Below are 24,429 nucleotides of genomic sequence, written 5' to 3'. Positions count from 1 at the left end.
TTCTGGTGGCCCCATCGGGAAGTGGGGAATGAGGTGGCGAAGGCTTCGGCCGTCGTCAGGGATGAGGAGAGGGCGCCTTCGTGGGCGTCTGCGTGTTCCTGCGGGAACTGTGGAGGAGAAATAATGACCAAATTTATCGTTGCCGCGCTGGCCGCGTCGCTGGCGCTTTCAACGGCTGCAGCCGCCTTTGCCGCTGACGCCGGCAAAGTCGGCGTGGTCGTCAAGATTGGCGGCATCCCGTGGTTCAATGCGATGGAAGCCGGCATTAAGGAACAAGGCAAGAAGCTCGGTATTGATGCGACGATGGTCGGTCCAACGAGTTCTGACCCCGCACTGCAGGTTCGCGCCATAGAGGATCTGATTGCCCAGGGCGTGAAGGTCATCGGTGTGGTGCCGAACGACGCTAAGGTTCTGGAGCCGGTTCTCACCAAGGCGCGAGAAAAGGGCATCATCGTCATCACCCATGAGTCGCCCAGTCAGAAAGGCGCCGATTGGGACTTCGAACTCGCCTCTTCGAAGGGCTTCGGCGAGGCTTACGGAAAGCTGCTCGCCGACAAGATGGGCGGAAAAGGCGAATACGCGGTATTTGTCGGTTCGCTGACGGTTCCCCTGCACAATGCCTGGGCCGATGCGGCCATTGCCTATCTGAAGAAAAATAATCCGGACATGAAGCTGGTCGGCGATCGCTACGGCGTGGCTGAGGATGTCGACAAAAGTCGCAGCACCGCTTTGGATCTGATCTCCGCCCACCCGAATTTGACGGGTTTCTTGGCTTTCGGCAGCCAAGGGCCAATCGGCGCCGGCCGTGCTGTTGAAGAGCGGCGCAAGACCGGCAAGATTTTTGTCCTGGGTCCCTTCTCGCCCGGTCAGGGCGAGAAGCTGCTGAAATCGGATGCGATCTCGGGCGGGATTATGTGGAATCCGAAGCAAGCCGGCGAAGTTTTCGTGACGCTCGCCGACAAATTGATGAAGGGCGAGCAACTGAAGGACGGCGATACGATCGAGGGTCTCGGCGTCATCCATCCTGATTTCACTAACCACAACATCATAGTCGACCAGCTTGTCCAGATCAACAAGGACACGGTCGCTGGTCTGGCCGCCATGGGCCTCTAGGACACTTGTTCCTCCCAGCAAGCTGGGCCTGCTTGGGCTGGCCCGGCTCGTTGACCATCCACCAAAACGGGCGAGCACATCTGAATGCATGAGATCGATAGTGCGACTGCGGGCAGCCGACCGCTGCTGTCGCTGCGCGACATCAATATTACGTTTGGCGGCGTCCATGCGTTGAAGAATGTCTCCTTTGATGTGCTGCCGGGCGAAGTCCATTGCCTTGCCGGCGAGAATGGCTCTGGCAAAAGCACCCTGATCAAAATCATCACTGGAGTATATCGTCCGGCGCCTGGGGCAATCATTGAATTCGATGGTCAGGCCTACCCGGATATGTCGCCGGTCACGGCACAGACAAAGGGCATCCAGGTCATTTGGCAAGATCTTGCACTTTTTCCGGAGATGACCGTCGCGGAAAACATTGCCTTCCAGACCGTTCTCGGTCGCTGGCCTCGATTCGTCAATTATCGCCACATGCGGCGGCTGGCATTGAGCGCTCTCAAGCGGCTTGGAGTCGATTTGAATATCGATCTGCCGCTCAAGGAATTTCCCATAGCGCAGAGACAGATCGTCGCGATTGCCCGCGCCCTAGTCGGCGAGGCGAAGATCGTCTTCATGGACGAACCAACCGCGTCGCTGACGCAATCGGAGACCGATCATCTTCTGAATATTGTGCGCACTCTGTCCGCCGACGGCGTTTCCGTCGTCTTTGTCAGTCACCGCCTAGCCGAGGTGCTGGAGATTTCGAGCCGCCTGACCGTCCTTCGCGACGGAGCCCTGGTCGGCGCCTACTCGACGGAGGGCATGACCCAGTCTCGCATCACCGAACTGATGACGGGCAAGAATTTCGACAATCACCTTCGGGCCACCTTGAAAGAAGACCAGCCGACCGTTCTTGAGGTCAAGTCGCTTAGTCGTCGCGGTCAGTTCGAGAATATCTCGCTCACCGTTCGACGTGGCGAAACGCTTGGCATCACCGGGCTTTTGGGCGCCGGGCGGACGGAATTGGCGCTCGCATTGTTCGGCATGAACCGGCCAGACTCCGGCACTGTGACGCTCGAAGGCTCGGTTGTCCGGTTTTCGTCCAATCGGGACGCCATCGATGCTGGAATTGCCTATCTGTCGGAGGACCGTCTGTCTCTTGGTCTCATTCAACCGCAGTCGATCGCCGACAATCTGGTGATCTCGTCACTCTACAAAATCCGATCCGGCGGGTTTCTTTCGGACAAAAAGAAGCACGATCTCGTTGCCGGATGGATCCGCGAACTCGGTGTCAAGATAGGGCTTCAGGAAGACGCGATCTCGACGCTCTCAGGCGGTAACCAGCAGCGCATTGCGATTGCCAAGTGGCTGGCGACCGAGCCGAAGCTGCTCATTCTCGATTCGCCGACGGTTGGTGTCGATGTCGGTGCTCGGGCCGGAATTTTCGAGATCGTCGCCAAATTGGCGAAGACCGGACTGGCGATCATTCTGATTTCGGACGAGGTGCCGGAGGTTTATTTCAACGCAGACCGGGTGCTGCACATGGCGAAAGGCGAGATCGTCGGCTCGTTCGATCCGCGGCATTGCTCACTCCAGGAAATCGAGGCGGCTGTTTATGCGTAGTTTTATTCGTACTCACGCGACCGAAAGTGCGCTCATCGGCGTCATTGCCGTCATCTGCATTTATCTGTCGTTCGCCACCGATAATTTTTTCTCGCTCGGCAATACGTTCGATCTGCTCAACACAAGCTCGGTCAACATCATCTTCGCGGTCGGCCTGTTGGTCGTCCTGATCGCCGGTGGCATCGACATATCCTTCGCGGTTAGTGCGTCCGTCGTGCAATACGTCACCGTCATCGCGCTCGGCTGGATTGGCGGCGGCGGCTGGGTGTCTGGGCTCATTATCGCCGGTTCGGTCGGAATTCTCTTGGGCGCGCTCAATGCCTTTCTGATCCATGGCTTCCGCATCATTTCCATCGTTGCGACGATCTCAACCTTCAATATCTATTTTGGCCTGCTGATGTTTTTTACCGGCGGCGTGTCAATCTACAATTTGCCGGATTGGCTGACCAGCCGGGTGGTGCTTTTCGAACACGAGATGCCCAATGGTACCTGGATCGAGATCACGCTTCCGGTTCTCGTCATGGTGCTGTGCGTCATCGCAACCTGGCTGCTGATCACCCGCACGACGATCGGACGCCAGCTCTACGCATTTGGCGACAACCCGGAGGGCGCGCGACGGTTCGGCATCAATGTCGGAGCGATGCAGTTCATCGCCTTCGGCTGGCTGGGGCTTATGTCCGGCATCGGCGGCCTTGTCCAGGCGCACTACGCCCAAGAAGTGGTTCCGAACGCTCTGTATGGCCGCGAGCTCGATGTGCTGGCGGCGGTTGTGCTTGGCGGCGCGCGCCTTGGTGGCGGAAAAGGATCGGTGCTTGGCTGCGTGCTGGGGATCCTGATGATCGCCATCATACAAAACGGACTGAACCTGATGGGCGTGTCGCCCTTCGCCTTCAAGATGATCATTGGCGCCATCATTCTGGTAGCCATCACCGTGTCGAACACGCGCATCGATCGGCTCATGCCGTTCCTTCGCAAGGAGGGTAAAACGCAATGACCGCTATCGTTGAAACTTTCTATAGGCGCTTCGGCAAGGAGATGGTTGGACCCTTCCTCGCGTTGATGGCCGTGCTCTTGTTCTTCAGCATCGCGTCGCCGCAGTTTTTAAGCCAGGCGACCTTCGGTTCCGTTGCGTTCCAACTGCCGGAATTGGGGTTGCTAACATTGGCGATGCTTTTGCCGGTGTTGACCGGTGGGCTCAATCTGGCGGTCACGTTCACCGCTAACTTCGCCGGGCTGACCGTCGCCTGGATCCTGCAGGCAAATGGCGGCGTGGATGCCAACCCCTTCATATTCGCGGTCGGCTGCCTATGTGCGGTCGTAGCCGGCGCTTCCACCGGCTTGATCATGGGCGTCGTCGTGGCATACACGCGGGCGCACCCGATCCTGGTGTCTCTTTCCATGATGATCTTCGTTCGGGGTCTCGGCGAATTCCTCACGCGCGGTGGCGATGTTTCTGGCTTTCCTGATTTTATTCAGCCGCTGGGTCACGGCAGCTGGCTTGGGATTCCCATCCCGCTGATCGTCTTGCTCGGCTGCGTGCTGGTGTGGCACGTGCTGCTGACGCGCACGAAGCTTGGCTTCAACACCTACATGATTGGCTCCAATATCGAGGCCGCCCGCTATTCCGGCGTCAGCACTCGCAGGGTGGTTATCCTGGTCTACACCTTGTCCGGAGCGATGTGTGCCATCGCCGGTATCGTCATGATGGCGCGTTTCAACTCCGTCCGGGTCGGACATGGTGAATCTTACCTGTTGATTACGGTGCTTGCATGCTTTCTCGGCGGCATCAACCCATTCGGCGGTTTCGGCCGGGTCATTCCAGTCTTCGTCGCTCTCGTCGTTTTACAACTTCTGTCTTCTGGCCTGAACCTGATGGGCGCAAATCAGCATCTGGCAACCGCCGTCTGGGGCCTGCTGCTTGTCGGCGTCATGATCCTTCGATGGGCCGCATCGCAGTACAAAGTTTTCAGCAGCAGAAGAGGTTAGGCATATGCAAGGGTTCGGCATTCATGCAAGCATATGGACGATGAAGTGGGACCGCCCCGGTGCGGAGAAAGCGATAGCCGGCGCGGCCGAGTACGGGCTGGATTTCATCGAAATACCACTACTGGACGCGACGTCGGTTGATGCAAGACACACGCGCCAACTTCTCGATAGACATTCCCTGCGCGCTGCTTGCTCCCTGGTGTTGCCGCAGGCGGCATGGGCTTCGGTTCGACCGGATGCGGCGATCGAACATCTCAAGATTGCAATTGACACGGCGGCAGCGCTGGGGGGCGAAGCGCTGACTGGTGTAACATACGGTGGTACCAACGAGCGGACCGGGCTGCCCCCGACGCAGGCCGAATATGACAATCTGGTGCGCGCCCTGCACGCCGCCGGCACCCATGCGAAGCTTCATGGCATCCAGCTTGGTGTCGAGGCGGTGAACCGCTATGAAAGCCACTTGATAAACTCCGCCGAGCAGGCCGTCACCTTGGTCGAACGGATCAGTCTGGACAACGTCTTCATCCATCTCGACACCTTCCACATGAATATCGAGGAGAAGGGCGCCGGAAACGGCATCCTGAACGCCGGCAATCATCTGAAATACATGCATATGTCGGAGAGCGACAGAGGCACGTCCGGCTACGGAAACGTTCCCTGGGATCCTATTTTCGCTTCTCTCGCCGCGGTCGATTTCAAGGGAGTCCTGACGCTGGAAAGTTTTGTCGGCATGCCAGCGGACATGGCGGGTGACATATCGACATGGCGCCCGGTCGCGCGCGACGTTGAACAGGTGATGGGCGACGGTTTGTCTTTTCTGCGCGGTAAGGCCGCGCAATACGGATTGTTCTCCCGTTGAAGTCAAGCCGGCATTTGCCGCCGGCGATCGCAGCTTGCACTCCGGCAAAGACGGACGGTCCGGCTGTCATGCGACGCTTCTAGGCAGGAAGGTAATTCCATTCGCAAGGAGGAGACGACGAATATTAACCCGATCAAATTTTCTCGACGGCTGGTCGTTCTGAACATCTGCATCTGAAAACTCAAGGAGGCTCCAATGAAGCATGGAATTTACTATTCTTACTGGGAACATGAGTGGAGCGCCAGTTTTGCTCCATACATCGAGAAGGTTGCGAAGCTTGGCTTCGATGTCATCGAAGTGGCTGCGCACCACATCAACGACTATAGCGACGCAGATCTTGCCCTGATCAAACAGAGCGCGGCAGACAACAGTATCATTCTAACCGCCGGCATTGGGCCTTCCAAGGCCAAGAACCTGTCGTCCCCTGATATTGCCGTGCGGCAAGCTGGTAAGGTATTTTTCCAGCAAACGCTCAAGAACGTCGCAAAGCTTGATATCAAGACAATCGGCGGTGCGCTCCATTCCTATTGGCCGGTGGACTATTCAACGCCTGTCGACAAGGAAGGCGACCGTGCACGCGGGGTCGAGGGCATTCACGGTATCGCGGACTTTGCCAACGACCTGGGCATAAACCTCTGCATCGAGGTGCTGAATCGCTTCGAGAACCACGTTCTCAACACCGCGGCAGAAGGCGTGGCCTTCATCAACGATGTCGGCAAGCCCAATGTCAAAGTGATGCTTGATACATTCCATATGAACATTGAGGAGGACAGCTTTGGCGATGCCATCCGCACCGCGGGCCCGCTACTCGGGCATTTCCACACCGGCGAAAGCAATCGCCGTGTCCCGGGCAAAGGCCGACTACCTTGGCATGAGATCAGTCTCGCACTGCGCGACATCAATTACACTGGTGCCGTCGTGATGGAGCCTTTTGTCAAAACGGGTGGAACGATAGGCTCCGACATCAGGGTGTGGCGCGATCTGAGCGATGGTGCAGACGAAGCCAAAATGGATGAAGATGCGCGAAATGCACTCGCATTTTCTCGTTTCGTTCTCGGCTCTTAACGAATCTGGTCGCATATTCAGTTGATCATGTAGAATGCCATTCAGGCCTATGCTTCGTCTCCGGGCCCGAATGGCGCTTCAAACCCGCAAAAAAACACACGCCTGCTGATCAGATAAGTATCAGATTTAAGTTAAAATCATAGCGGCGCGAGTGAGGAGGGCGAGTTACGCTAGACGCGTTCGATGCGCGGGTGGTTTTTGACAGACGTCGCTGTTAATTGACTCGCAACTGCCTTGAGACGAACATGATATCTACGCGGCTGAGTACGCGCTAATCTAGGCTTACCGCTTGGCCGTGTTGAAAAGCTTAGCCTTCAACTTGCGATGAAGGTCCTTTGATCTCCGCGCCCTGACCGTCTTTGATGTAGCGGCACCGCCCAGGTAGGTTTCATAAATGGGCGTAGCTTACTCCGTTCATGTTGCTTGCCTTTTTATTTTCTGCGGGTCGGCAGTTCGTATCTGTTCAAGCGCAAGTAGTAGACACGGGCGACAGTGCGGCCTCGTTTAGGTACGCAAGGATCGTCCGCTTTCCCGGTCGAACAAATGCATCTGGTTCATATTCACCGAGATCGGCATCGTCGTCTGGGGCCGCGCACCGCTGTCAGGGCTGATGCTGGCGCAGAGCGTGATATTTGCTACATCGAAATAGATCATCGTCGACGGTCCCAGCGGCTCCACCAGGTCAACCATCACGTCGATACTCGCAAAGCCCTCGCGCTCCTGTCGAGGGGATATCGACTCGGGACGGATACCGAAGGTAACGGCTTTCCCGACATGCGGCGCATAGCCGGCCAGACGTTGTGCCGGTATCGCCAGCAGCGTACCATCCGCCAGCCGCACGGCCGGGACGCCGTCGCGGTCGATGAGTTCTGCTTCAAGAAAGTTCATCGATGGCGAGCCGATGAACCCGGCGACGAACAGGCTCGCCGGGCTGTGGTACAACTCCTGCGGCGGTCCAACTTGCTCGACAAGTCCTGCATTCATCACCACGACACGGTCTGCCATCGTCATCGCTTCGACCTGGTCATGGGTGACGTAGACGGTGGTCGTCGGCAGGATCTGATGAAGCCTTTTGATTTCGGTGCGCATCTGGACGCGGAGCTTCGCATCCAGGTTCGACAGCGGCTCGTCGAACAGAAACACCTTCGGATTGCGCACGATCGCCCGGCCCATGGCGACGCGCTGACGCTGACCGCCGGACAGTTGGCCGGGCCGCCGATCCAGGAGTTCGGTGATATGCAGCGTTTCCGATGCGCGTCTGATCCTGGCCTCGATTTCGGGTTTTGCGAGTTTCTGCTGCTGCAGACAGAAGGCGATGTTCTCCCGGACCGACATGTGCGGATAGAGCGCGTAGTTCTGAAACACCATGGCGATATCGCGCTTGCCCGGACCGAGATTGGTGACGACACGGTCGCCGATGACGATATCGCCGGCGGTGATGTGCTCCAGCCCGGCGATCATCCGGAGCGTGGTCGATTTTCCGCAGCCGGAAGGGCCGACGAAGACGACGAACTCGTTGTCCTCGATATCGAGATCGATGCCGCGCACGGCTTCATAAATACCGTAGGATTTGACGACGCTTTTGAGTTGAAGCCTTGCCATCGCTCTTCTCCTAATTTTCCTGCAGCCAAACGAGCATCGCACCCGGCTCGCGGTTCGCCCAGAGATGATACGGAATTGCCTTGAATGGTTTCGGAACCAAAGCTGGCGGAGACGTACGGTAGAGGCTGTCGCTCCAGTCGCTGGCGTCCGCTTCCAGCGCTTCGCCTTCCAGCACCATGGCGCCGCCGAGAAGCTCCGCATCGAAACGCGTACCGATCACCGCATCGGCAGGCAGACGAAGCCGCTGCGGTTCACCGCCGATGTCGGTTTCCTCGACGCAATAGACAACGGGACCGCGCCGCAGCGCCACGCGACCGCTGTCTTCGCTTGCCGCCGGATGGGCATAGAGCCGCTGCACCGGCATGTCGAACGAAAGGCGAATTTCGTCGCCGTCCCGCCATTCCCGGGCGATATACGCATAACCTTTGGTGACACACGCTCGAAGATCGACTGGCTCGCCGTTGACGGCGATGGTCGCGTCAAGGCACCAGCCCGGAATCCGCAGCTTCACGGTCAGCGGCGTGGCGTTTTCGAGCCCAAGACGAAGGCCGATGTCGCCATCCCAGGGATAGCGGGTTTCCTGCGTGAGACGGACGAAAGCATTCCCGACCGACAATTCCGCGGTATTGGCGCCATAGAGATGAACCGCGAGTTCGCCGGCCCTGGCAGAGTAAAAATATTGGCCCAGCGACGTGATGAAACGGGCAATGTTCGTCGGGCAGCATGGGCAATAGTGCCATTTCCAACGACGGTTCTGGCCGTGGCTTTCGAGCACGTTCTCGTAGAAATAATGTTGCCCATCGCGGGAAATGCCGGAGAGAGCGCCGTTGAACAGCACGGTTTCGAGACTGTCCGTGAACCGTCTGTCGAGGTCGATCTGTGCCATCCGATGGCCCCAGAACCCCAAGGCCACTGCGGCGCATGTCTCTGCATAAGCCGTCTCATTGGGAAGATCGTACTCGCGGGTAAAACCTTCGTTCGATGCCGATGGCCCGAGCCCGCCGGTGACGTAGAGTTGGCGGCTGGTCAGGTTGTCGAAGAGCCGATCGCAAATGGCAAACAACGCGGGATCGTTGTTCTCATGCGCCAGGTCCGCCATGGCCGAGAACAGATACATGGCGCGAACGGCATGGCCGACCACCTGCGTCTGCTCGCGCACGGGGATGTGCGCCTGGCTGTAGGCGTAGGTCTGATAGACGTAGTCGTCGGGGTTTTCACCGCGCTTGCGCGCCTCCTCGTCATAATAGGACGGCATGGCGCCGCGCTCGTCGACAAAGTAGACGGCAAGGTCGAGATGACGGGGGTCGCGGGTGACGCGGTAGAGCTTGACCAGCGCAAGCTCGATCTCCTCATGCGCGTCATAGCCGCGCAGTTTACCGGGCTCGGGGCCGAAAGTGTCGATGATATGATCGACGGCGCGGATCATCACGTCGAGAAAGCGCCGCTTTCCGGTCGCCTCGAAATAGGCTACGGCCCCCTCCAACAGGTGGCCCATGGAATACATCTCGTGCAGGTCGCGCAGGTTCGTCCAGCGCTTCTCAGGTTCGCGGCGAATGAACCAGCTGTTGAGATAGCCGTCGGCCATCTGGCCCTGCTCGAGTTTTTCGACGATCGCTTCGATCTTCGCCTCGATCTCGACATCGGGATGAGCCTTGAGCGTGTAGCTGGCGGCTTCGATCCACTTGCCGAAGTCGGAATCGAAAAAATGCTGCATCGACAGGCCGCTGGGCTGGATCGGGCGCGCAAGGGGACCCGGCGGCTTTCCGAAGTCGAGAACCTCGAGAAATCCTTCCTCCTCGAGCCGATCGTGCTGGGACGGAATGGTGACGCTGCGAACGGTCTCCGTCCAGCTCTGCCAGAAGCCGCCGCTGAATTCGACGCGGCTGTGGTCGGCGGGAACGAAGCGGGCTGGACGGCCGTCTGGCGCGGACGCGGTTGTCTTGTCGGAAACTGACATGGAAACTCCTGGCGGGGGAAGCCGCGAACTTTACTTGACGGCGCCGGCGGTCAGGCCGCGCACGTAATAGCGTTGAAGAAGGAAGAACAGCAGAAGGCAGGGGATCATCGTCACGGTGATGCCGGCCTGCAGGGCGCCCCAGTCGATGATGCCGTACATCCCGGAGGAGACATTGACGAGCATGATGGGAAGCGTGAACTTGTTTTGCTCCGAGAGGAAAATCAGCGCCGCCAGAAATTCGTTCCAGGAATTGAGGAAGGCGAACATCGCGACGGTCGCGACGCCCGGAAGCGCGATTGGCAGCATGATCCGCCGCAGGATGGTGGTCTGCGACGCGCCATCGATGCGGCCGGCCTCGATCAGCGCCTGTGGTACGGCATCGAAAGCGTTGCGCATCATGAAGATCGAGAACGGCAGCTGGAAGGTCACATAGATAAGCACCAGGCCGACCAAACTGTTCTGCAGGTGGATGACCTTCAGGATGAGGAACAGCGGCGTCAGGATCGACTGAAACGGGATCATCATCGTCGCCATCACCATGATGAAGATCAGCGACTGGCCGGGAAAGCGGAATTTCGAAAAGCCGTAGCCGGCCGGCACCGATATCAGCACAGTCAGCACCACCGTGCCGATGGCGATGGCGACGGAGTTGAGAGCGTAGACATACCAGCCGGCGCCGACGTGTTCGAGACGGCGATAGTTCTCCAGCGAAAAAGCCTTGGAAAAAAGCGCGACCGGATGGGCAAGCGCCTCTGCCGCCGGCTTGAAGGAGTTGGCGAAGGACCAGACGATCGGCATGATGAAGAAGATCGAAAACACGATCGAGACAGCCAGAAAGGCGAGCTTCGTGGTCCTGTCGGCGCGCCGCCTCGGCGCAACGGTCGAAGGCACCGGGGTCATCGCTCGCCCTCCGGACGTTGGCGCAGGAAAACGAACTGGATGGAACTGATCGCCACCAGCACGACCAGCAGCGAGAAGGAGATCGCCGAGCCGTATCCGAGACGGTAGGAGGAGAAGGATGCCAGATAGATCGAGTAGACCGCCGAGATCGTGCTGTTCTGAGGCCCGCCCTGGGTGATGATGAAGAACTGATCGAAGGCGAGCATCGACGAGGTGATGTTGAGGATCAACGCCAGCATGATCGAATTGCGCATCAGCGGCAGGGTGATCCGCCGAAAGCGGCTGAAAGGACTGGCGCCGTCGATCTTTGCTGCCTCGATAATATCGTCGGGAATGCCTTGCAACCCCGTCAGCAGGATCACCATGGTGAAGCCCGCCGTTTTCCACACGACCATCAGGATGATGACGGCAAGCGCTGTCCAGAAACTTTCCAGTGGTCTTGGCGCGCTGTTGACCAGGCCGACGGCCTGCAGGAGTTCAGCGAAAACGCCATTGTCTGGATTGAGGAGCCACATCCACAGCGTCGATGCCGCGCCGAAGCCGATGACCACGGGAAGGAAGTAGATGGTGCGAAAGAAGCCGGCGATCCGCATCGGGCGATCGACCAGCAGCGCCAGCGGAAAGGCGACCAAGAAAAGGGCTGTCGTCACCAGAAAGGTGTACAGCATGGTGAAGCCGAGCGAATGCCAGAGCTGGGTATCGCCGGCGAGCTCGATGTAATTGGCAAGGCCGATGAACTTCGTCCTACCGAGCAGCGGCCAGTTATAAAAACTCATCCAGACCGTCATGATCAACGGCAGAATGAACAGCAGCAGAATGAAGAGCGTGCTTGGTAGGATGAACAGCAGTCCCAGCCAACCCGTTGGCTCGGGCTTGTTGGCACGTCCGTGATCTGCAGATGCCCGCATGCCTGGGTTTGAAGACAACTGAGTTTCCGCTTCGTTGAGAGCATTCAATGGGGATGGTGTGCTACCGCAGGACGGAGGGTGCCGCCCTGCGCCTGTGATTGGAACATCAGTTCGGGTTGGTGCGCTTCAGGATTTTCGTGAAATCGTCCTGCGTCTTGGCGATCGAACCATTGACGTCATCGCCGAAGATCGCGCCCTGGATCAGGTTGACGAACGGCCCCGTGCGGCTGACGAAGAGTTCGTCGGACGAGAAGGTGTAGGGCGTCCGGGCCTTGGCAAGCACATCATAGGCAGTGAGGTTGCGCGGGTCGAACTTGGCATAGGCTTCCTTGGCAAGGTCGGTGCGCGACGGCATGCCGGATTCCTGGGTGATGAACACCTGCTGGTCCGGCTGCATGTAGAAATTCACGAAGTCGAGGGCGACCTTCTTCTTCGCGGGAGCGATGCCCTTCATCAGCGCCAAGGTATCGCCGCCGGCAAAGCTGGACGCGCCGTTCTTCGGGCCGGGAATCGGCGCCACCGCGAACTTTACGTCTGGATATTTGCTGGTCAGCAGATTGACGATGTAGGAGCCGGTCATCAGGATCCCGACCTTGCCGGAGGCGAAGGCTTCGACGGCGTTGTTGCCGTTGCCCGAGCGCGAGGTTGGGTGGATGGCACCGGCCTTCCACATGTCGCGGTAGGCGGCGATGGTCTCGCGCATGGCCGGTGTGTCGACCGTGGCGGTCTTGCCGTCGGCGCTCAGGATATCGGCGCCCGCCGCCCAGATATGCGGCAGGAAGTCATAGATCAGCCAGCTGCCGGAATTGGCGACAAAATAGAAGCCGTAGGTGCTGTTGCCGAGTGCCGAGATCTTCTTGGCATCCGCAGCGATCTCGTCGAGCGATGCCGGCGGCTTGGACGGATCGAGGCCGGCCTTGGTGAACAGGTCGGTGTTGTAGGCGATGATCGAGGCGTCGGGCAGGGCCGGGACGCCGTAGACCTTGTCGTTATAGGTGGCCAGGCGAATATGCGAAGGGCTCATGGCGCTTGCGTAAGGGGCGGACTTGACGAAGTCGCTGATGTCTTCGAGGCTATCGGCCGCCGCGAATGTCGGCAGGTAGATCAAATCGAGGACAGCGCCATCGGGGGCAGCGCCGCCGGCGATGGCGGCGCCGAGTTTCGGCACCATCTGCTCGGCGGTGATTTGCGTGACGTTGACCTTGTCGGCATGGGACGCGTTGTAGTGGTCGGCAAGCGCCTGAAGCACGGCGCCGGACGAGGTCCTAACCCAGAGGGTGATGTCTTCGGCGTTTGCAAGCGACGTGCTTGCCAAAAGCGAAAGTGCTATGAGCGCCAATTTGATTTTGTGCATAAGCGTTCCCTTTTTTCGTTGCCGTCAAGCACCTTTGTTTGACGTTGCCACGACGCTATTCGAGAAAAATCGGTATGTCGACATTGTGTGTGCAAAAATATGCAAAAACCTTTTTGCAAAGTATATGGCCTTTGCTAAAACCTTTTGGCAACGAAAATCCGGGACCCCTATTTTGACAAGCCTCGCCCATCGCCGCCGCACCATCCGAGACGTCGCCAAGCGCGCCGGCGTTAGCATCTCGACCGTTTCGAATGCGCTGAACGACACCGGCCGCGTGAACGAGGAAACGCGCCTACGGGTAAAGCAGATAGCCGCCGAGATCGGCTTTCGCCCAAGTTCGCTGGCGAGGGGATTGCTCAGCAAGCGAACCTCGACGATCGGCATGTTGACGAACGACACCTATGGCCGCTTGACGTTGCCGATGACGGCAGGTGTGTCGGAGGCGCTTGTCAGCCAGGGCGTTTCGGTTTTTCTCTGCGCCACCAACAACGACCCCGCTCTTGCGAAACTTCATCTCGAAGCGCTGCTGGACAAGCATGTCGACGGCATCATTTTCACGGCGACCCGGCTGGATGTCGTTCCGCCAGTCGAGCTTCTCAATCTTTCGATCCCGGTCGTCTATGCTTTTGCGAAGGGTCCGGCCGGAAGTCTGTCATTCCTGCCCGACGACGTGCAAGGCGCGCGACTTGCCGTCGACCATCTGGTGGGGTTGTCGAGACGGACCATCATCCACATCACCGGTCCCGAGGATTATCTGGCGGCCCGGCTACGCGCCAGATCCTACCGGGATAGCTATGGCGCGGGGGCGGAAGTGCTGTTCGGCGACTGGACGGAGGAGTGGGGGCACGCGGCGATCGACATGATCTTCGAGCGAGACGCGACGCCCGATGCGATCTTTTGTGGCAATGACCAGATCGCCCGCGGGGTGATCGATGCCTTGCGCGACCGCGGGGTGCGTGTTCCCCAGGACGTCGCGGTCGTTGGCTTCGACAATTGGGAGGTCATTGCCGAGCAGACGCGGCCGGCCCTGACGACGATCGACATGGAGTTGAAGGAGCTCGGGCGGCAGGCGGGCCTTGCCATTCTGGGCCTCACCAAGGGCGAGGCGATTGCGCCCGGTGAGCGGGGCATTGCCTGCCGGCTCGTCGTTCGTCAAAGCAGCGGCCGAAACTGAAGGCTAGGCCGTCCCGCTCTTGTGGTATGGGATCAAAGCGACTCTGGCCGCTTCGATCCGGTGTCCTGCGCGTCGGCTTGGCTCTACTGCCTCACGCTGCCTTGGATTTTTCCAGCGACGCGAACTGCTTCGACCAATCCGCATACCAGGCCTGGAACAGGGCAAACTGTTTTTCGACGTAATCGCGCTGGCTGTCCGACAGGCTGTCGGTCTCGTTGAAATGCAGCGTAAATTCGGGATTGCCGGTGAGAACGAGCATGTGCTTGTAATAGAGCACCAGATCCGGGCCTTCATCGAAGCAAGAGAGCACGCCGAGGGCGCTTTCGAGTTCCAGCGCATGGGCGCGGGCAACCGCATCGCCCCCTGCCGCCGCCTGGGCGAGCGCGACCAGATGCAGGATTTCCTTGGGCAGAACATTGCCGATGCCGGTGATGGCGCCGGACGCGCCGCAGTTTACGAACCCGTGGAACACAGCCGTATCGGCACCGACCATGAGCGTCACTTCATCGTCGCGGCTGGTGATGTTTTCCGAAGCGTAGCGCAGGTCTGAGGGGCCGCCGAATTCCTTGAAGCCGATCAGGTTCTTGTGGTCGTTGCGAAGATCGAAGACCAACTCGGCGCGGGTCGCAAAGCCATAATAGGGGCTGTTGTAGATCACCGCCAGAAGGTTGGGTGCCGCCGACAGGATGGTCTTGAAATGGTCGCGCTGGGCAGACGCCGAGGTGCCGCGCGACAGGACCCTTGGAATGACCATCAGACCATGCCCGCCGACCTTTTGGGCGTGGGCCGCATGCTCGGCGGCGATCTTGGTGTTGACGGCGCCGGTGCCGACAATCACCCGCAGGCCGGCCGGCGATCATAGACGATTGCTGTCAATTGGCGAATGGCTCGGCCGGTCCTTTTGCGGGGGTCGTGAACCAGCGCGGCCCGGTTTCCGTCATGTAGATGTGGTCCTCCAGCCGGAGACCGAAGCGCTCCGGAAAGACGATCATTGGCTCGTTAGAAAAGCACATTCCAGGTGCGAGAACGGTCGCATTGCCACGGACCAGATAGGGCTCTTCATGAATGTCCAGCCCAAGCCCATGGCCGGCGCGATGCGGAAGGCCAGGCAGCCGGTAGTCGGGGCCAAGACCATATCTCGACAGTACGGCGCGCGCGGCGTCGTCGAGCGTGCTGCACGCCGCGCCGATTTTCGCGGCATCAAAGACCGCCTGTTGCGCTTCCCGCTCGATTGTCCAGGCCCGGGCAAAGTCTTCGTCCGGGTCTTCCAAGACGTAGGTTCTCGTCAGGTCCGAATGATAGCCGTCGATGCGGCAACCCGTATCGACGAGGACGACGTCGCCGGCATGGTAGACTTGGTCTCCATCGACGCCGTGGGGCAGGGAGGTGGCCTCGGCAAAGGACACGATGCAGAAGCTGGATCCGTCGGGGACACCGAGCGCCCGGTGCTGCTCATCGATATATTGCACAACCTGCGAGGCGCGGATGCCCGGCTTGATGAAGGCATTCGCGCGTCGCTGCACCTCGAGCGTCAGGTTCATGGCGAACTGGATGAGGTCGATCTCGGCGCTGGATTTGCACAGGCGCAGGTCGCGGATCATCCTCCCGCCATCGACGAGGCGTTCCGCACCAAGATTTTGTGCAAGCGCGTGATAGACGAAGAGCGGCAAGGCGTCGTCGAGCGCCAGGCGGCTGTTCGGAGGAAGCAACGCGCTGATGAGGGCGGCACTGCTTTCCTCCTCCTGCCATACGACGACCTCGCCCGGCAACCTCGCCAACGTCTCCACCCGGCCAAGCTCAAAGCCTGGGACGATGTAGTAGAGAGCGCTGGGCGTCACCAGCGCTCCGAGCAAACGCTCGCTCTGATGCCACACCAGGCCGGTAAAATAACGCAGACTTTCTGTCGGGCCGAGCAGGATGCCGCCGCAATCGGCAGCCGCCAGCACCTGTTGCAATAGCCCAACCCGCTGCAAGCGCTCCGGGTCATCGATCCTTGCGACGGGGAAATTCCATTCCATGTGTGGGCTCCTGCAGCGTTCGGCAATCAATGATTTGAAGACGTGGTGGTAATGCGGGTTTGGAATGGACCGTTACGAAAAGCGTCCAGTCCGAAACGGGTTTTCGGCAGCGCTCGACACGCGGATCACCCGTGCGGCGGGTGACGCTAGACGATCGTGATGCGACGGGCGTTGCCGGCATCGCGGGCAACATATTCCTGGATCTGCGCAACAATCTGGTCCGCGTGGCCGGTTGCCAGCGCATCGGCTTTCTCGACGTCCTGGGCCTCGATCGTGGCGATCGTCTCCTCGTGCTCATCGACATATTGCCGTGGCAATCGGTCGTCGAACGTCGAATAGTAGAGCCTCAGGATACGGCGTCCCTCATCCAGCAGCCGGGAGAAGAAGGTCGTATAATAGTGGTTGCCGGCCAGTTCCGCGATTGCGACGTGAAAGTCGCGATTCGCCTCGATCATCGCGTAGGCATCCCTGGACGCCACAGCCTGAGCGAAATCCGCTTGGCACGCGCGGATGTGGGCCATGGCGGTAGAATTGCGCTTGTCGGCGGCACCGCGTGTCGTCACGCGATACATCAATGTCAGTGCTTCGAAATAGGTGGGAAGCGTCGCGAAATCGATGGCCGCGACAATGGTGCTGCGGTTCGGCAAGGTGGTGATCAGTCCATCGGCAGACAGCCGCAAAAGGGCTTCCCGGATCGGCGTCCTCGACATTCCAAAGCGCTCAGACAACTTGACCTCGTCGAGAGGACAGCCGGGCGCCAATGTCATGGCAAGAATCTCCTGCCTGATGGTCGCGTAGACTGTCTGGGTGCCAGAACCGCGTGTGCGGACCAATTCCATATAGCGTTCCCGTTATGTCAATGCAGCCGGAGAATGCGATCAGTGGCAATCTGCGTGCAATCTGTCGACAGGTATTTAATATGGAAATGTTTAAACGTCCAGCACATGCTTTTTGATTTATGTATTTCTTAGCATCGGGACCTGGCTAGGCGATGATGCGGTCTCACCTTCAAGGAGCGCACACTCCAGAAGAAGGGGTTTATCGGCTTCGGAAAACTCGCGGCGGCCCAAGATCATTTCCACCGCCGCGGCAGCGACCGCCGCTATCGGCTGTCGGATAGTGCTCAATCGTGGCGTCGTCATGTAAGAAAGAGGAATGCCGTCGAACCCGACAATGCTAAGGGCAGCGGGTATGGGAATGCCGAGGTCGTAGGCAGCCCGCATGCAGCCGATTGCCTGCTGATCTGAGCTCGCCAGGATCGCCGTCGGCCTCTCGTTGCGTGCCTGTGCCAGCAAATAACTCCCGGCCCGCAAGCCACCTTCATAATCGAATGTGGCCTCCACGACCATGGTACTGCACGATTGGCCGCTGCTGCCGTTGAAAACCTCAACGGCCTCCAGATAGCCACTGAGACGATCATTTGCAGGGACAGAGTCGGACGGCCCGGATACGATACCGATACTGCGATGGCCCAAATTCAAAAGATATTCCGCGCCAAGCCTCGCGCCCTGACGATGGTTGGCAGCAACGCCCGGATAATCCTTAATTAGCCGGTCGAGCACGACGAGCGGCAAACCAAGAGGAGGTTTCGTTGCGTGAAAGCCGTCACTGGGAACAAGGATGATCCCATCGACCTTGCGTCCGACCAGTTGCTCCAGCCGGTCTGCTTCCTTTGCAACGTCATCGAGCGAGGTCATGAAGATGACATTGTAGCCGAACGATGCTGCGGCCTGCTCCGCACCCTGCACAACTTCGGCAAAAAAAGGGTTGGACAAATTCGGGATCACGATTCCGATCAGCCTGCTCACTCTGCTTCGCATGCTGCGAGCATGGGGGTCCGGTCGATAGCCAAGCTCCGCAATGACCTTATCAACGCTGTCGCGCACGTCCTGCGCCACGGAAGCGTGGCCATTCAGCACCCTGGAAACAGTCCCAGTCGCGACCCCGGCGCGCTTGGCAACGTCTCGTATCCCGACCTTCTTCATTTTCAGGCTCTGCCTATGTGCTTCGGAGACCGAACGTCCGATTTACCCTGTCTCATACCGATGGAGATCCGCGCGCTCAATAGCCGTCATTTGACCTGAGTTTGAGAGCGAACTTTGCTTCGCGCAATATAGAACCGGTTCATGTCACGCTGTCAATTTCCTGGCCAGATACATCTTCAAGTTGCATAACTGCGCGAGGATACGGCATTGACAGCGTATATATGACTTGGTATCCGTCGACGATTGGAAACGGTTCATACGGGCGAGGAGGCCCTGGTTTCCAAGACATTGGGGAGGTTTAAAATGTCGAATCTACGAATTCGTAGTGCTTTTCATATCAAAACCCGTCGCAACGTGCTGAAACTCAGTGCGGCTGGCTCGCTTTTTGTGGCCGTCGCATTGTCGATGAGCACTGCTCCGGCCTTCGCCGCTGACAAGCCGAAAGTTGGCCTCATCATGAAGTCGCTTTCCAACGAATTTTTCAAGCAGATGAAGGCTGGCGCCGACGATTACGCCGCCAAGAATAAGGACAAGTTCGACTTCAAGGCCGTCGGCATGAAAGACGAGCGTGATTTCGCATCGCAGGTCGATGCCGTCGAAAACTTTGTGACGCAGAAGTACGACATCATCGTCGTTGCTCCGGCAGACTCTAAGGCCATGGTAACACCGCTGGCCAAGGCGGTAAAAGCGGGCGTAAAGGTCATCAATATTGATGTTGCGCTCGATGAGGGTGCGAAGAAGGCCGCCGGTATCGATCTCGCTTTTTTCGGTCCTGACAACAGGGATGGCGCCAAGCTGGCCGGCGATGCTCTTGCTAAGGATCTCGGTAAGGGTGGCAAGGTCGTCGTCCTGGAAGGCAACCCGGAAGCCGATAATGCCAAGGAGCGGGCGAAAGGCTTTGCCGACGCGATCAAGGCCGGTGGTCTGCAGCTTCTCGACAGCAAAACCGCGCATTGGGAGACCGAAGAAGCTAACACTGTCATGACGAATTTTCTGACCAAATATCATGACATTCAGGGCGTCATGGCTGCCAACGACTCGATGGTGCTTGGTGTTGTGAAAGCGCTTGATGCGGCTGGCGTGAGCGGCAAGATCAAAGTTGTCGGCTTCGACAATATTCCAGCCGTTCAACCTTTGATCAAAGATGGCAAGGTGCTGGCAACCGTTGAGCAATATGGTGCCCAGATGGCTGCCATGGGCATCGATTACGGTCTTCGTGAAATGAAGGGCGAGAAGTTCACCGGCTGGGTCAAGACTGACATCAAGCTCATAACGAAGTAGCTTGTCACTTTGTAGTCCAAACAAAACCGGATGCGCTGGCTCATGGCTGGCGCATCATCTCCCCGGCAGGCATTTGCAAAAATTCCCGCTTATGACTAGCCGCGTCGATTGTTTAGAACCGTCGAAGTGCTGCTGACCCTCATCCGGATCGAACGATGCATGAGATCGACTTGGTACATGAAACCGAAGAAACGATTTTGAGGCTGGACAGGATCGGCAAACGGTTTCCCGGCGTTGTGGCGCTCAAGGACGTTTCCATCGAAATTTCCCGCGGCAGGGGACATGTGCTGCTTGGGGAAAACGGCGCCGGAAAATCTACGCTCATTAATCTTCTCGGCGGCGTGTTCAAACCCGACGACGGGCAGATTTGGTTCGACGGCAGGCGCTATGAGCCTCAGTCGCCCTTTGAGGCCTTCAGCGCCGGCATCCGCATCGTCCATCAGGAACTCCATCCACTATCGAATCTGACGGTTGCTGAAAACCTGTTGTTCGAGAACCTGCCGCGCCGCCACGGACTGGTCGACTACAAGCAGATGAACAGACGCGCGGCTGAACTGCTCGCCGAAGTCGGCCTCGACATAGCGCCAACAATGCAGGCCGGCCGCTTGAGTGTCGCACAGTTGCAATTGCTCGAAATCGCAAAGGCGCTTTGCTACGAAAGCAAATTCCTTGTGCTTGATGAGCCGACTGCGACGCTGACCTCGAAGGAGGTCGATCGCCTCTTCGAAATTCTCAGACGCCTGCGAAACCGCGGCGTAACAACGCTTTACATATCTCATCGTCTCGAAGAGATTTTTGAAGTCGGCGACGACGTGACCATATTGCGCGATGGCCAGCACGTGATTACCCGGCCGCTCGCCGGACTTGCCATTCCTGAAATCGTTGAGCTCATGGTCGGCCGAACGATTGCCAATCTCAACGTGTTCCGCAAAGACAGCCCCGTTTATGGCGAAGCGCTCGGAGTGTCGGGTCTCAGGGTAAGCCGCGATAGCCCGGAGTTGTCGTTCTCCGTTGCTAGCGGGGAGATCGTCGGCATCGCCGGCCTTGTCGGCAGCGGCCGCACGCAGGCCGTGCGAGCCATTTTCGGAGCCGATCTGAAAGCCGCCGGGGAGATCAGGGTCGATGGAAAAGTGGTCGAGATCAGATCCCCGAAGGATGCGGTGAACGCGGGCCTTTGCCTTGCGACCGAAGACCGCAAAACACAGGGGCTCATGCTCGACATGACCTGCGCCCAGAACTCGACGATAACCGACCTGCGCAAGATCTCCCGCAACGGACTGATCCTGAAGACGGTGGAAGACAGCAATGCCAGGCGTCTGGTGCAGGAACTGCGCATAAAGACGCCCTCGATCAAACAGGTCGTCAGAACCTTTTCCGGCGGCAACCAGCAAAAGGTGGTTATCGCCAAATGGCTTTTCCGCGGACCGAAGGTGCTCATTTTCGATGAGCCCACCCGCGGGATCGATGTCGGCGCCAAAGCCGAGATCTATGAGCTTGTCTGGAACTTGGCTGCCACGGGAAAGGGCATTCTCGTGGTTTCCTCCGATCTGCCTGAGCTGATGGGCATCTGCCACCGCATCATCGTTCTTTCAGCCGGAAAGATTGCTGGTCAAGTGACACGTGAAGAGTTTGACGAGAGCAAGATCCTCTCACTGGCCTACAAGGAGTATAGTCGTGTCCGAGAACACTGAAACCACGAGTGCCGTGAAACGGGTGCGCCTCGTTGATACCATCCTGCGTATTTCAATGCGGGAAGCCGGTGTTGCGATTGCACTCGTCGTCCTCGTCATATTCTTCTCGGCCGCAGCCCCCTATTTTGCGACGCCCGAGAACTTCCTGAAGATTTTCGTTCAGACGGCGATCAACACCGTCCTGGCGTCCGGCATGACCTTCGTCATCCTCGTCGGGGGCATCGATCTCTCGGTGGGTTCGCTTCTAGCACTTTGCACGGTGGTTGGCGCCACCATCATGATCGATCCCCGTCTGTCCCCTTGGCAAGCGATCGTTCTGGCATCAGTTGCCTCCATGGGCGTTGGCCTCATTCTTGGCGGGCTCAACGGCTGGATCTGCGAGAGGTGGAAGCTTCCCTCGTTCATCGTCACGCTAGGAATGCTCAATGTCGCCAGCGGTCTGGCGCGTGTGGTCAGCGATAACTCCACGATTACGGGCCTGCCGCAGCCATTCGTCGATTTCGGAAATCTCATCTTCTGGGGCGTGCTGCCGTCGATCTTCCTGATCGCGATCGTCGTCGTTCTCATCGGATGGTTCATCCTGAAATATACGGTTTTCGGGCGCTTCGTGTTTGCCATCGGCACCAACGAAGAGGCCGTGCGCCTTTCCGGCCATACGCCGCGGCGCTACAAAATTGCAGTCTTTGCAATCTCGGGGCTGACTGCCGGGATAGCCGCTATGGTCTATCTGCTCCGGCTGAACGTCGGCAGTCCTGTCGCAGGGATTGGCTATGAGCTAAATGCAATTGCGGCCGTCATCATCGGTGGGACAAGTCTCTCGGGTGGCAAAGGCTCAATTGTCGGAACACTGGTCGGCGCGTGCATTCTGCAGGTATTGTCGACCGGCTTGCAACTTCTGGGCGCCGACGATAATGTCAAACCTATCGTGATCGGTGCCGTTATCGTCCTCGCTGTGATCGGCGATAGCTATCGTGGTAAGCTCTTGGGTATTCTGGAAATGCGGTGAGAGCCGTCGGGCTCATCATTTTCTTCTAGATTTTATCCGGAGTGGTGGGTGAGACAGGTTCGAGCCATCAAAAGCAATTGATGGTGGCAATCAATTCAGACCACTCTGATTAAGATTGAGAGCGAAGCTGTCCGACGGTGAGTGCTGACATTCAAGCGATTAGGTAAAATTCTTTTTTTTCGCGCTATGAAAACCCCAGATTCCATAAGTCGCATGACGCAATCTCTTCCAAGTCATTGATGTAAAAAAGTTTCTTCTGGCTCTCGGCGTGAGGTACCTCCCGTTGGCCGGGAAAGATCTAGGCTTGCCTGCTCTGGCGCGGGGCTTCCCAGCCTGACTTCAGGCGAAATCGGCTTGGATTGAGCGTTGAGAGAAAGCAACTGCTCAAGGCGGACTCGGGAAATGGCGGGGGCAGGGAAACGCATTATATTACTCAATTAACGAACCTTGATCCTGTCCAACTCCTGTTGATGGAGCAACCACCCCCACCTTCCGTCCCCCAACGAATTAAAAGTACGTGGGCCTTCTTCCGCCTCGGCATTGCAAGTCCAAAGTCGGTGAGGTCGCACCTCAGTGAGGCTTCCCTTTGCGGGCGAGGATGGTTGCTGATCAAAATATTTTCATGAAAAATACGAAAGGCAGGACCAGCCCGCCTTTCGCTGTACCTACTCACGCATTCCGACAGCTAAGCTAAGAACTCGAGCAGATCCCTGTTGAGACGCTCGGGGACCGTCGCGAACAGGCCGTGAGGCTCGCCGTCATACTCAATTAGGGTCGCCCCGGTAATACCGGCTGCAGCAGCACGACCCGACGGACCGATCGGGACTGTCTTGTCGCCCGTCCCGTGAATGACCAACGTCGGCATGGTAAACGCTGAGAAATCGCCGCGAAAATCCGTTTTACCGAACGCATCGATGCACTCGATCGTGGCTTTGGGGCTTGCCATGATGCCGAGCGCAAACGACCAATCGAGCACACCCTCGCTAACCGGATTGGTCAGCATCCCGACCCCGTAAAAAGTTTTCGCAAAGGCCTGCAGGAAGGCGAAGCGGTCCTTGCGAATCTGTGCCTTCATATCCTCAAATACACTTGCATCCACGCCATCGGGATTGCTCCCGTCCTTCAGGAGATACGGGACAACAGAAGAAACCAACACCGACTTTGCAACGCGTGACACACCATGGCGGCTGAGATAGCGGGCAATTTCGCCACCACCCATCGAAAACCCGATCAGCGAGACCTGCTGTAGGTCGAGTTCCTCCAGGACACTCGCCAAATCGTCGGCGAAGGTATCATAGTTATAGCCGTCCGCCGGATGGCCTGACTGACCAAAACCACGCCGGTCATAGGTGATCACCCGGTATCCGGCTTCCAGAAGTGCCAGCGTCTGGTATTCAAACATGTCGCCTGTCAGCGGCCATCCATGGATGAGAAGGACAGGACGTCCCTGGCCCATATCTTTGACATGCAATTGCGTACCATCTTTTGCTTTGACGAATGCCATGTAGAACTCCTTCAATTGACGGGGTTAAACCGTTGGGAGCTTGACATGTTCCTGTATCCTCAGCCGCTAACGCCAATTTGCGGGCGTTTCACCACGCCGTGGCAGGCGGCGACCCTGCATTTCGTCCGGGACGCCGCCAATCACGCTTTGTTCGCGGAATGGCTCTCGCCTTACCGTAAATTCCAAGCGACGCTGTGCAATCTTGATTTATACACATTTCGTGTGTGTATTCTCTCTCCGAAGAGCGTCGATATTAACTCTGCCTTGACGATTGATGTATGGTTTAAGGTTGCCAAGAAGGGCAGCCACGTCCAATTCAAACACCCGTCAAAGCTACGCCGGGTAACAGTTCCTCATCCTAAGCAAGATATCCCGTTGACGCTCAAGAGCATCGAAAAGCAATCTGGGCTAAAACTGAGGTAATCAC

20 protein-coding genes and 1 pseudogene are annotated in these 24,429 nt (G+C 58.1%); 11 read left to right on the top strand and 10 right to left on the bottom strand.

Annotation, left to right across the window (positions count from 1 at the left end; all coding sequences use genetic code 11):
* Nucleotides 1-123: 123 nt before the first annotated feature.
* The 6 genes from J5278_RS20770 (at nucleotide 124) to J5278_RS20745 (ending at nucleotide 6,622) form a co-directional block, all read left to right on the top strand.
* On the top strand, nucleotides 124-1,113 hold the full coding sequence (locus J5278_RS20770) for an autoinducer 2 ABC transporter substrate-binding protein (protein ID WP_209206999.1): 990 nt from the start codon (nucleotides 124-126) through the stop codon (nucleotides 1,111-1,113).
* A gap of 84 nt (nucleotides 1,114-1,197) precedes the next feature.
* Complete coding sequence (locus J5278_RS20765; RefSeq protein ID WP_209186136.1) at nucleotides 1,198-2,712, top strand: sugar ABC transporter ATP-binding protein; 1,515 nt, start codon at nucleotides 1,198-1,200, stop codon at nucleotides 2,710-2,712.
* Entirely contained in the window at nucleotides 2,705-3,706 is a 1,002-nt protein-coding gene (locus tag J5278_RS20760) for an ABC transporter permease (RefSeq protein WP_142831596.1), read from the top strand. The genes J5278_RS20765 and J5278_RS20760 overlap by 8 nt, the downstream gene beginning before the upstream one ends.
* Nucleotides 3,703-4,698, top strand: a complete 996-nt coding sequence (locus tag J5278_RS20755) for an ABC transporter permease (RefSeq protein ID WP_142831595.1) — start codon at nucleotides 3,703-3,705, stop codon at nucleotides 4,696-4,698. Before J5278_RS20760 ends, J5278_RS20755 begins: the two co-directional genes overlap by 4 nt.
* Nucleotides 4,699-4,702: 4 nt before the next feature.
* Nucleotides 4,703-5,557: a sugar phosphate isomerase/epimerase gene (locus J5278_RS20750; protein WP_219258974.1), complete on the top strand. Its 855-nt coding sequence runs from the start codon at nucleotides 4,703-4,705 to the stop codon at nucleotides 5,555-5,557.
* A 195-nt stretch (nucleotides 5,558-5,752) separates the two neighbouring features.
* Nucleotides 5,753-6,622 carry a sugar phosphate isomerase/epimerase family protein gene (locus J5278_RS20745; protein WP_143123092.1) on the top strand — a complete coding sequence of 290 codons (870 nt, stop codon included), beginning with the start codon at nucleotides 5,753-5,755 and terminating at the stop codon, nucleotides 6,620-6,622.
* 504 nt (nucleotides 6,623-7,126) lie between these two features.
* Here the strand turns inward: J5278_RS20745 and J5278_RS20740 are convergent.
* The 5 genes from J5278_RS20740 to J5278_RS20720 all read right to left on the bottom strand — a co-directional run bounded on the left by J5278_RS20740 (nucleotide 7,127) and on the right by J5278_RS20720 (nucleotide 13,343).
* On the bottom strand, nucleotides 7,127-8,224 hold the full coding sequence (locus tag J5278_RS20740; protein ID WP_142831592.1) for an ABC transporter ATP-binding protein: 1,098 nt from the start codon (nucleotides 8,222-8,224) through the stop codon (nucleotides 7,127-7,129).
* A 10-nt stretch (nucleotides 8,225-8,234) separates the two neighbouring features.
* Entirely contained in the window at nucleotides 8,235-10,181 is a 1,947-nt protein-coding gene (locus tag J5278_RS20735) for a glycoside hydrolase family 127 protein (RefSeq protein ID WP_142831591.1), read from the bottom strand.
* A gap of 30 nt (nucleotides 10,182-10,211) precedes the next feature.
* Nucleotides 10,212-11,081 (bottom strand): carbohydrate ABC transporter permease, encoded by an 870-nt coding sequence (locus tag J5278_RS20730; RefSeq protein ID WP_219258972.1) that lies wholly within the window; start codon nucleotides 11,079-11,081, stop codon nucleotides 10,212-10,214.
* Nucleotides 11,078-11,989 (bottom strand): carbohydrate ABC transporter permease, encoded by a 912-nt coding sequence (locus tag J5278_RS20725; RefSeq protein ID WP_209186183.1) that lies wholly within the window; start codon nucleotides 11,987-11,989, stop codon nucleotides 11,078-11,080. Before J5278_RS20725 ends, J5278_RS20730 begins: the two co-directional genes overlap by 4 nt.
* A 106-nt stretch (nucleotides 11,990-12,095) precedes the next feature.
* Nucleotides 12,096-13,343: a sugar ABC transporter substrate-binding protein gene (locus J5278_RS20720; protein ID WP_209206992.1), complete on the bottom strand. Its 1,248-nt coding sequence runs from the start codon at nucleotides 13,341-13,343 to the stop codon at nucleotides 12,096-12,098.
* A gap of 172 nt (nucleotides 13,344-13,515) precedes the next feature.
* On the opposite strand from J5278_RS20720, the gene J5278_RS20715 reads away from it, so the two are divergent.
* Nucleotides 13,516-14,517 (top strand): LacI family DNA-binding transcriptional regulator, encoded by a 1,002-nt coding sequence (locus tag J5278_RS20715; protein ID WP_247749435.1) that lies wholly within the window; start codon nucleotides 13,516-13,518, stop codon nucleotides 14,515-14,517.
* A gap of 91 nt (nucleotides 14,518-14,608) precedes the next feature.
* Here the strand turns inward: J5278_RS20715 and J5278_RS20710 are convergent.
* The 4 genes and pseudogenes from J5278_RS20710 to J5278_RS20695 all read right to left on the bottom strand — a co-directional run.
* A pseudogene (locus J5278_RS20710) lies at nucleotides 14,609-15,367 on the bottom strand (dihydrodipicolinate synthase family protein); the annotation flags it as partial.
* Between the two features lie 22 nt (nucleotides 15,368-15,389).
* The gene (locus tag J5278_RS20705; RefSeq protein ID WP_142831586.1) at nucleotides 15,390-16,535 is read right to left on the bottom strand and encodes a Xaa-Pro peptidase family protein; all 1,146 of its coding nucleotides are present in this window, start codon (nucleotides 16,533-16,535) and stop codon (nucleotides 15,390-15,392) included.
* A gap of 146 nt (nucleotides 16,536-16,681) precedes the next feature.
* Entirely contained in the window at nucleotides 16,682-17,374 is a 693-nt protein-coding gene (locus tag J5278_RS20700) for a GntR family transcriptional regulator (RefSeq protein WP_209188230.1), read from the bottom strand.
* A 117-nt stretch (nucleotides 17,375-17,491) separates the two neighbouring features.
* The gene (locus J5278_RS20695; RefSeq protein ID WP_209188231.1) at nucleotides 17,492-18,520 is read right to left on the bottom strand and encodes a LacI family DNA-binding transcriptional regulator; all 1,029 of its coding nucleotides are present in this window, start codon (nucleotides 18,518-18,520) and stop codon (nucleotides 17,492-17,494) included.
* 303 nt (nucleotides 18,521-18,823) lie between these two features.
* Here J5278_RS20695 and J5278_RS20690 point away from each other — a divergent pair, with 303 nt between their 5' ends.
* From J5278_RS20690 to J5278_RS20680, 3 genes are all read left to right on the top strand, one after another.
* Nucleotides 18,824-19,801 (top strand): sugar ABC transporter substrate-binding protein, encoded by a 978-nt coding sequence (locus J5278_RS20690; protein WP_142831633.1) that lies wholly within the window; start codon nucleotides 18,824-18,826, stop codon nucleotides 19,799-19,801.
* 155 nt (nucleotides 19,802-19,956) lie between these two features.
* Nucleotides 19,957-21,492, top strand: coding sequence for a sugar ABC transporter ATP-binding protein (locus J5278_RS20685; protein ID WP_209229082.1), 1,536 nt, complete (start codon nucleotides 19,957-19,959; stop codon nucleotides 21,490-21,492).
* 55 nt (nucleotides 21,493-21,547) lie between these two features.
* The gene (locus J5278_RS20680; protein ID WP_224128902.1) at nucleotides 21,548-22,498 is read left to right on the top strand and encodes an ABC transporter permease; all 951 of its coding nucleotides are present in this window, start codon (nucleotides 21,548-21,550) and stop codon (nucleotides 22,496-22,498) included.
* Nucleotides 22,499-23,183: 685 nt separating this feature from the next.
* Here J5278_RS20680 and J5278_RS20675 read toward each other — a convergent pair.
* Nucleotides 23,184-24,002, bottom strand: a complete 819-nt coding sequence (locus J5278_RS20675; protein ID WP_209188234.1) for an alpha/beta fold hydrolase — start codon at nucleotides 24,000-24,002, stop codon at nucleotides 23,184-23,186.
* A 228-nt stretch (nucleotides 24,003-24,230) separates the two neighbouring features.
* On the opposite strand from J5278_RS20675, the gene J5278_RS31130 reads away from it, so the two are divergent.
* On the top strand, nucleotides 24,231-24,425 hold the full coding sequence (locus J5278_RS31130; protein ID WP_244615502.1) for a type II toxin-antitoxin system HicA family toxin: 195 nt from the start codon (nucleotides 24,231-24,233) through the stop codon (nucleotides 24,423-24,425).
* Nucleotides 24,426-24,429 lie beyond the last annotated feature (4 nt).

This window comes from Rhizobium sp. B21/90, from assembly GCF_019355815.1.
Taxonomy (GTDB): domain Bacteria; phylum Pseudomonadota; class Alphaproteobacteria; order Rhizobiales; family Rhizobiaceae; genus Rhizobium; species Rhizobium rhododendri.
This window is presented reverse-complemented; position numbering and strand designations above follow the sequence as displayed.

Bases quoted from the DNA above. Each gene is read 5' to 3' on its own strand.
- J5278_RS20770 (WP_209206999.1), top strand. From the start codon at position 124: ATGACCAAATTTATCGTTGCCGCGCTGGCCGCGTCGCTGGCGCTTTCA.
- J5278_RS20765 (WP_209186136.1), top strand. From the start codon at position 1,198: ATGCATGAGATCGATAGTGCGACTGCGGGCAGCCGACCGCTGCTGTCG.
- J5278_RS20760 (WP_142831596.1), top strand. From the start codon at position 2,705: ATGCGTAGTTTTATTCGTACTCACGCGACCGAAAGTGCGCTCATCGGC.
- J5278_RS20755 (WP_142831595.1), top strand. From the start codon at position 3,703: ATGACCGCTATCGTTGAAACTTTCTATAGGCGCTTCGGCAAGGAGATG.
- J5278_RS20750 (WP_219258974.1), top strand. From the start codon at position 4,703: ATGCAAGGGTTCGGCATTCATGCAAGCATATGGACGATGAAGTGGGAC.
- J5278_RS20745 (WP_143123092.1), top strand. From the start codon at position 5,753: ATGAAGCATGGAATTTACTATTCTTACTGGGAACATGAGTGGAGCGCC.
- J5278_RS20740 (WP_142831592.1), bottom strand. From the start codon at position 8,224: ATGGCAAGGCTTCAACTCAAAAGCGTCGTCAAATCCTACGGTATTTAT.
- J5278_RS20735 (WP_142831591.1), bottom strand. From the start codon at position 10,181: ATGTCAGTTTCCGACAAGACAACCGCGTCCGCGCCAGACGGCCGTCCA.
- J5278_RS20730 (WP_219258972.1), bottom strand. From the start codon at position 11,081: ATGACCCCGGTGCCTTCGACCGTTGCGCCGAGGCGGCGCGCCGACAGG.
- J5278_RS20725 (WP_209186183.1), bottom strand. From the start codon at position 11,989: ATGCGGGCATCTGCAGATCACGGACGTGCCAACAAGCCCGAGCCAACG.
- J5278_RS20720 (WP_209206992.1), bottom strand. From the start codon at position 13,343: ATGCACAAAATCAAATTGGCGCTCATAGCACTTTCGCTTTTGGCAAGC.
- J5278_RS20705 (WP_142831586.1), bottom strand. From the start codon at position 16,535: ATGGAATGGAATTTCCCCGTCGCAAGGATCGATGACCCGGAGCGCTTG.
- J5278_RS20700 (WP_209188230.1), bottom strand. From the start codon at position 17,374: ATGGAATTGGTCCGCACACGCGGTTCTGGCACCCAGACAGTCTACGCG.
- J5278_RS20695 (WP_209188231.1), bottom strand. From the start codon at position 18,520: ATGAAGAAGGTCGGGATACGAGACGTTGCCAAGCGCGCCGGGGTCGCG.
- J5278_RS20690 (WP_142831633.1), top strand. From the start codon at position 18,824: ATGTCGAATCTACGAATTCGTAGTGCTTTTCATATCAAAACCCGTCGC.
- J5278_RS20685 (WP_209229082.1), top strand. From the start codon at position 19,957: ATGCATGAGATCGACTTGGTACATGAAACCGAAGAAACGATTTTGAGG.
- J5278_RS20680 (WP_224128902.1), top strand. From the start codon at position 21,548: ATGCGGGAAGCCGGTGTTGCGATTGCACTCGTCGTCCTCGTCATATTC.
- J5278_RS20675 (WP_209188234.1), bottom strand. From the start codon at position 24,002: ATGGCATTCGTCAAAGCAAAAGATGGTACGCAATTGCATGTCAAAGAT.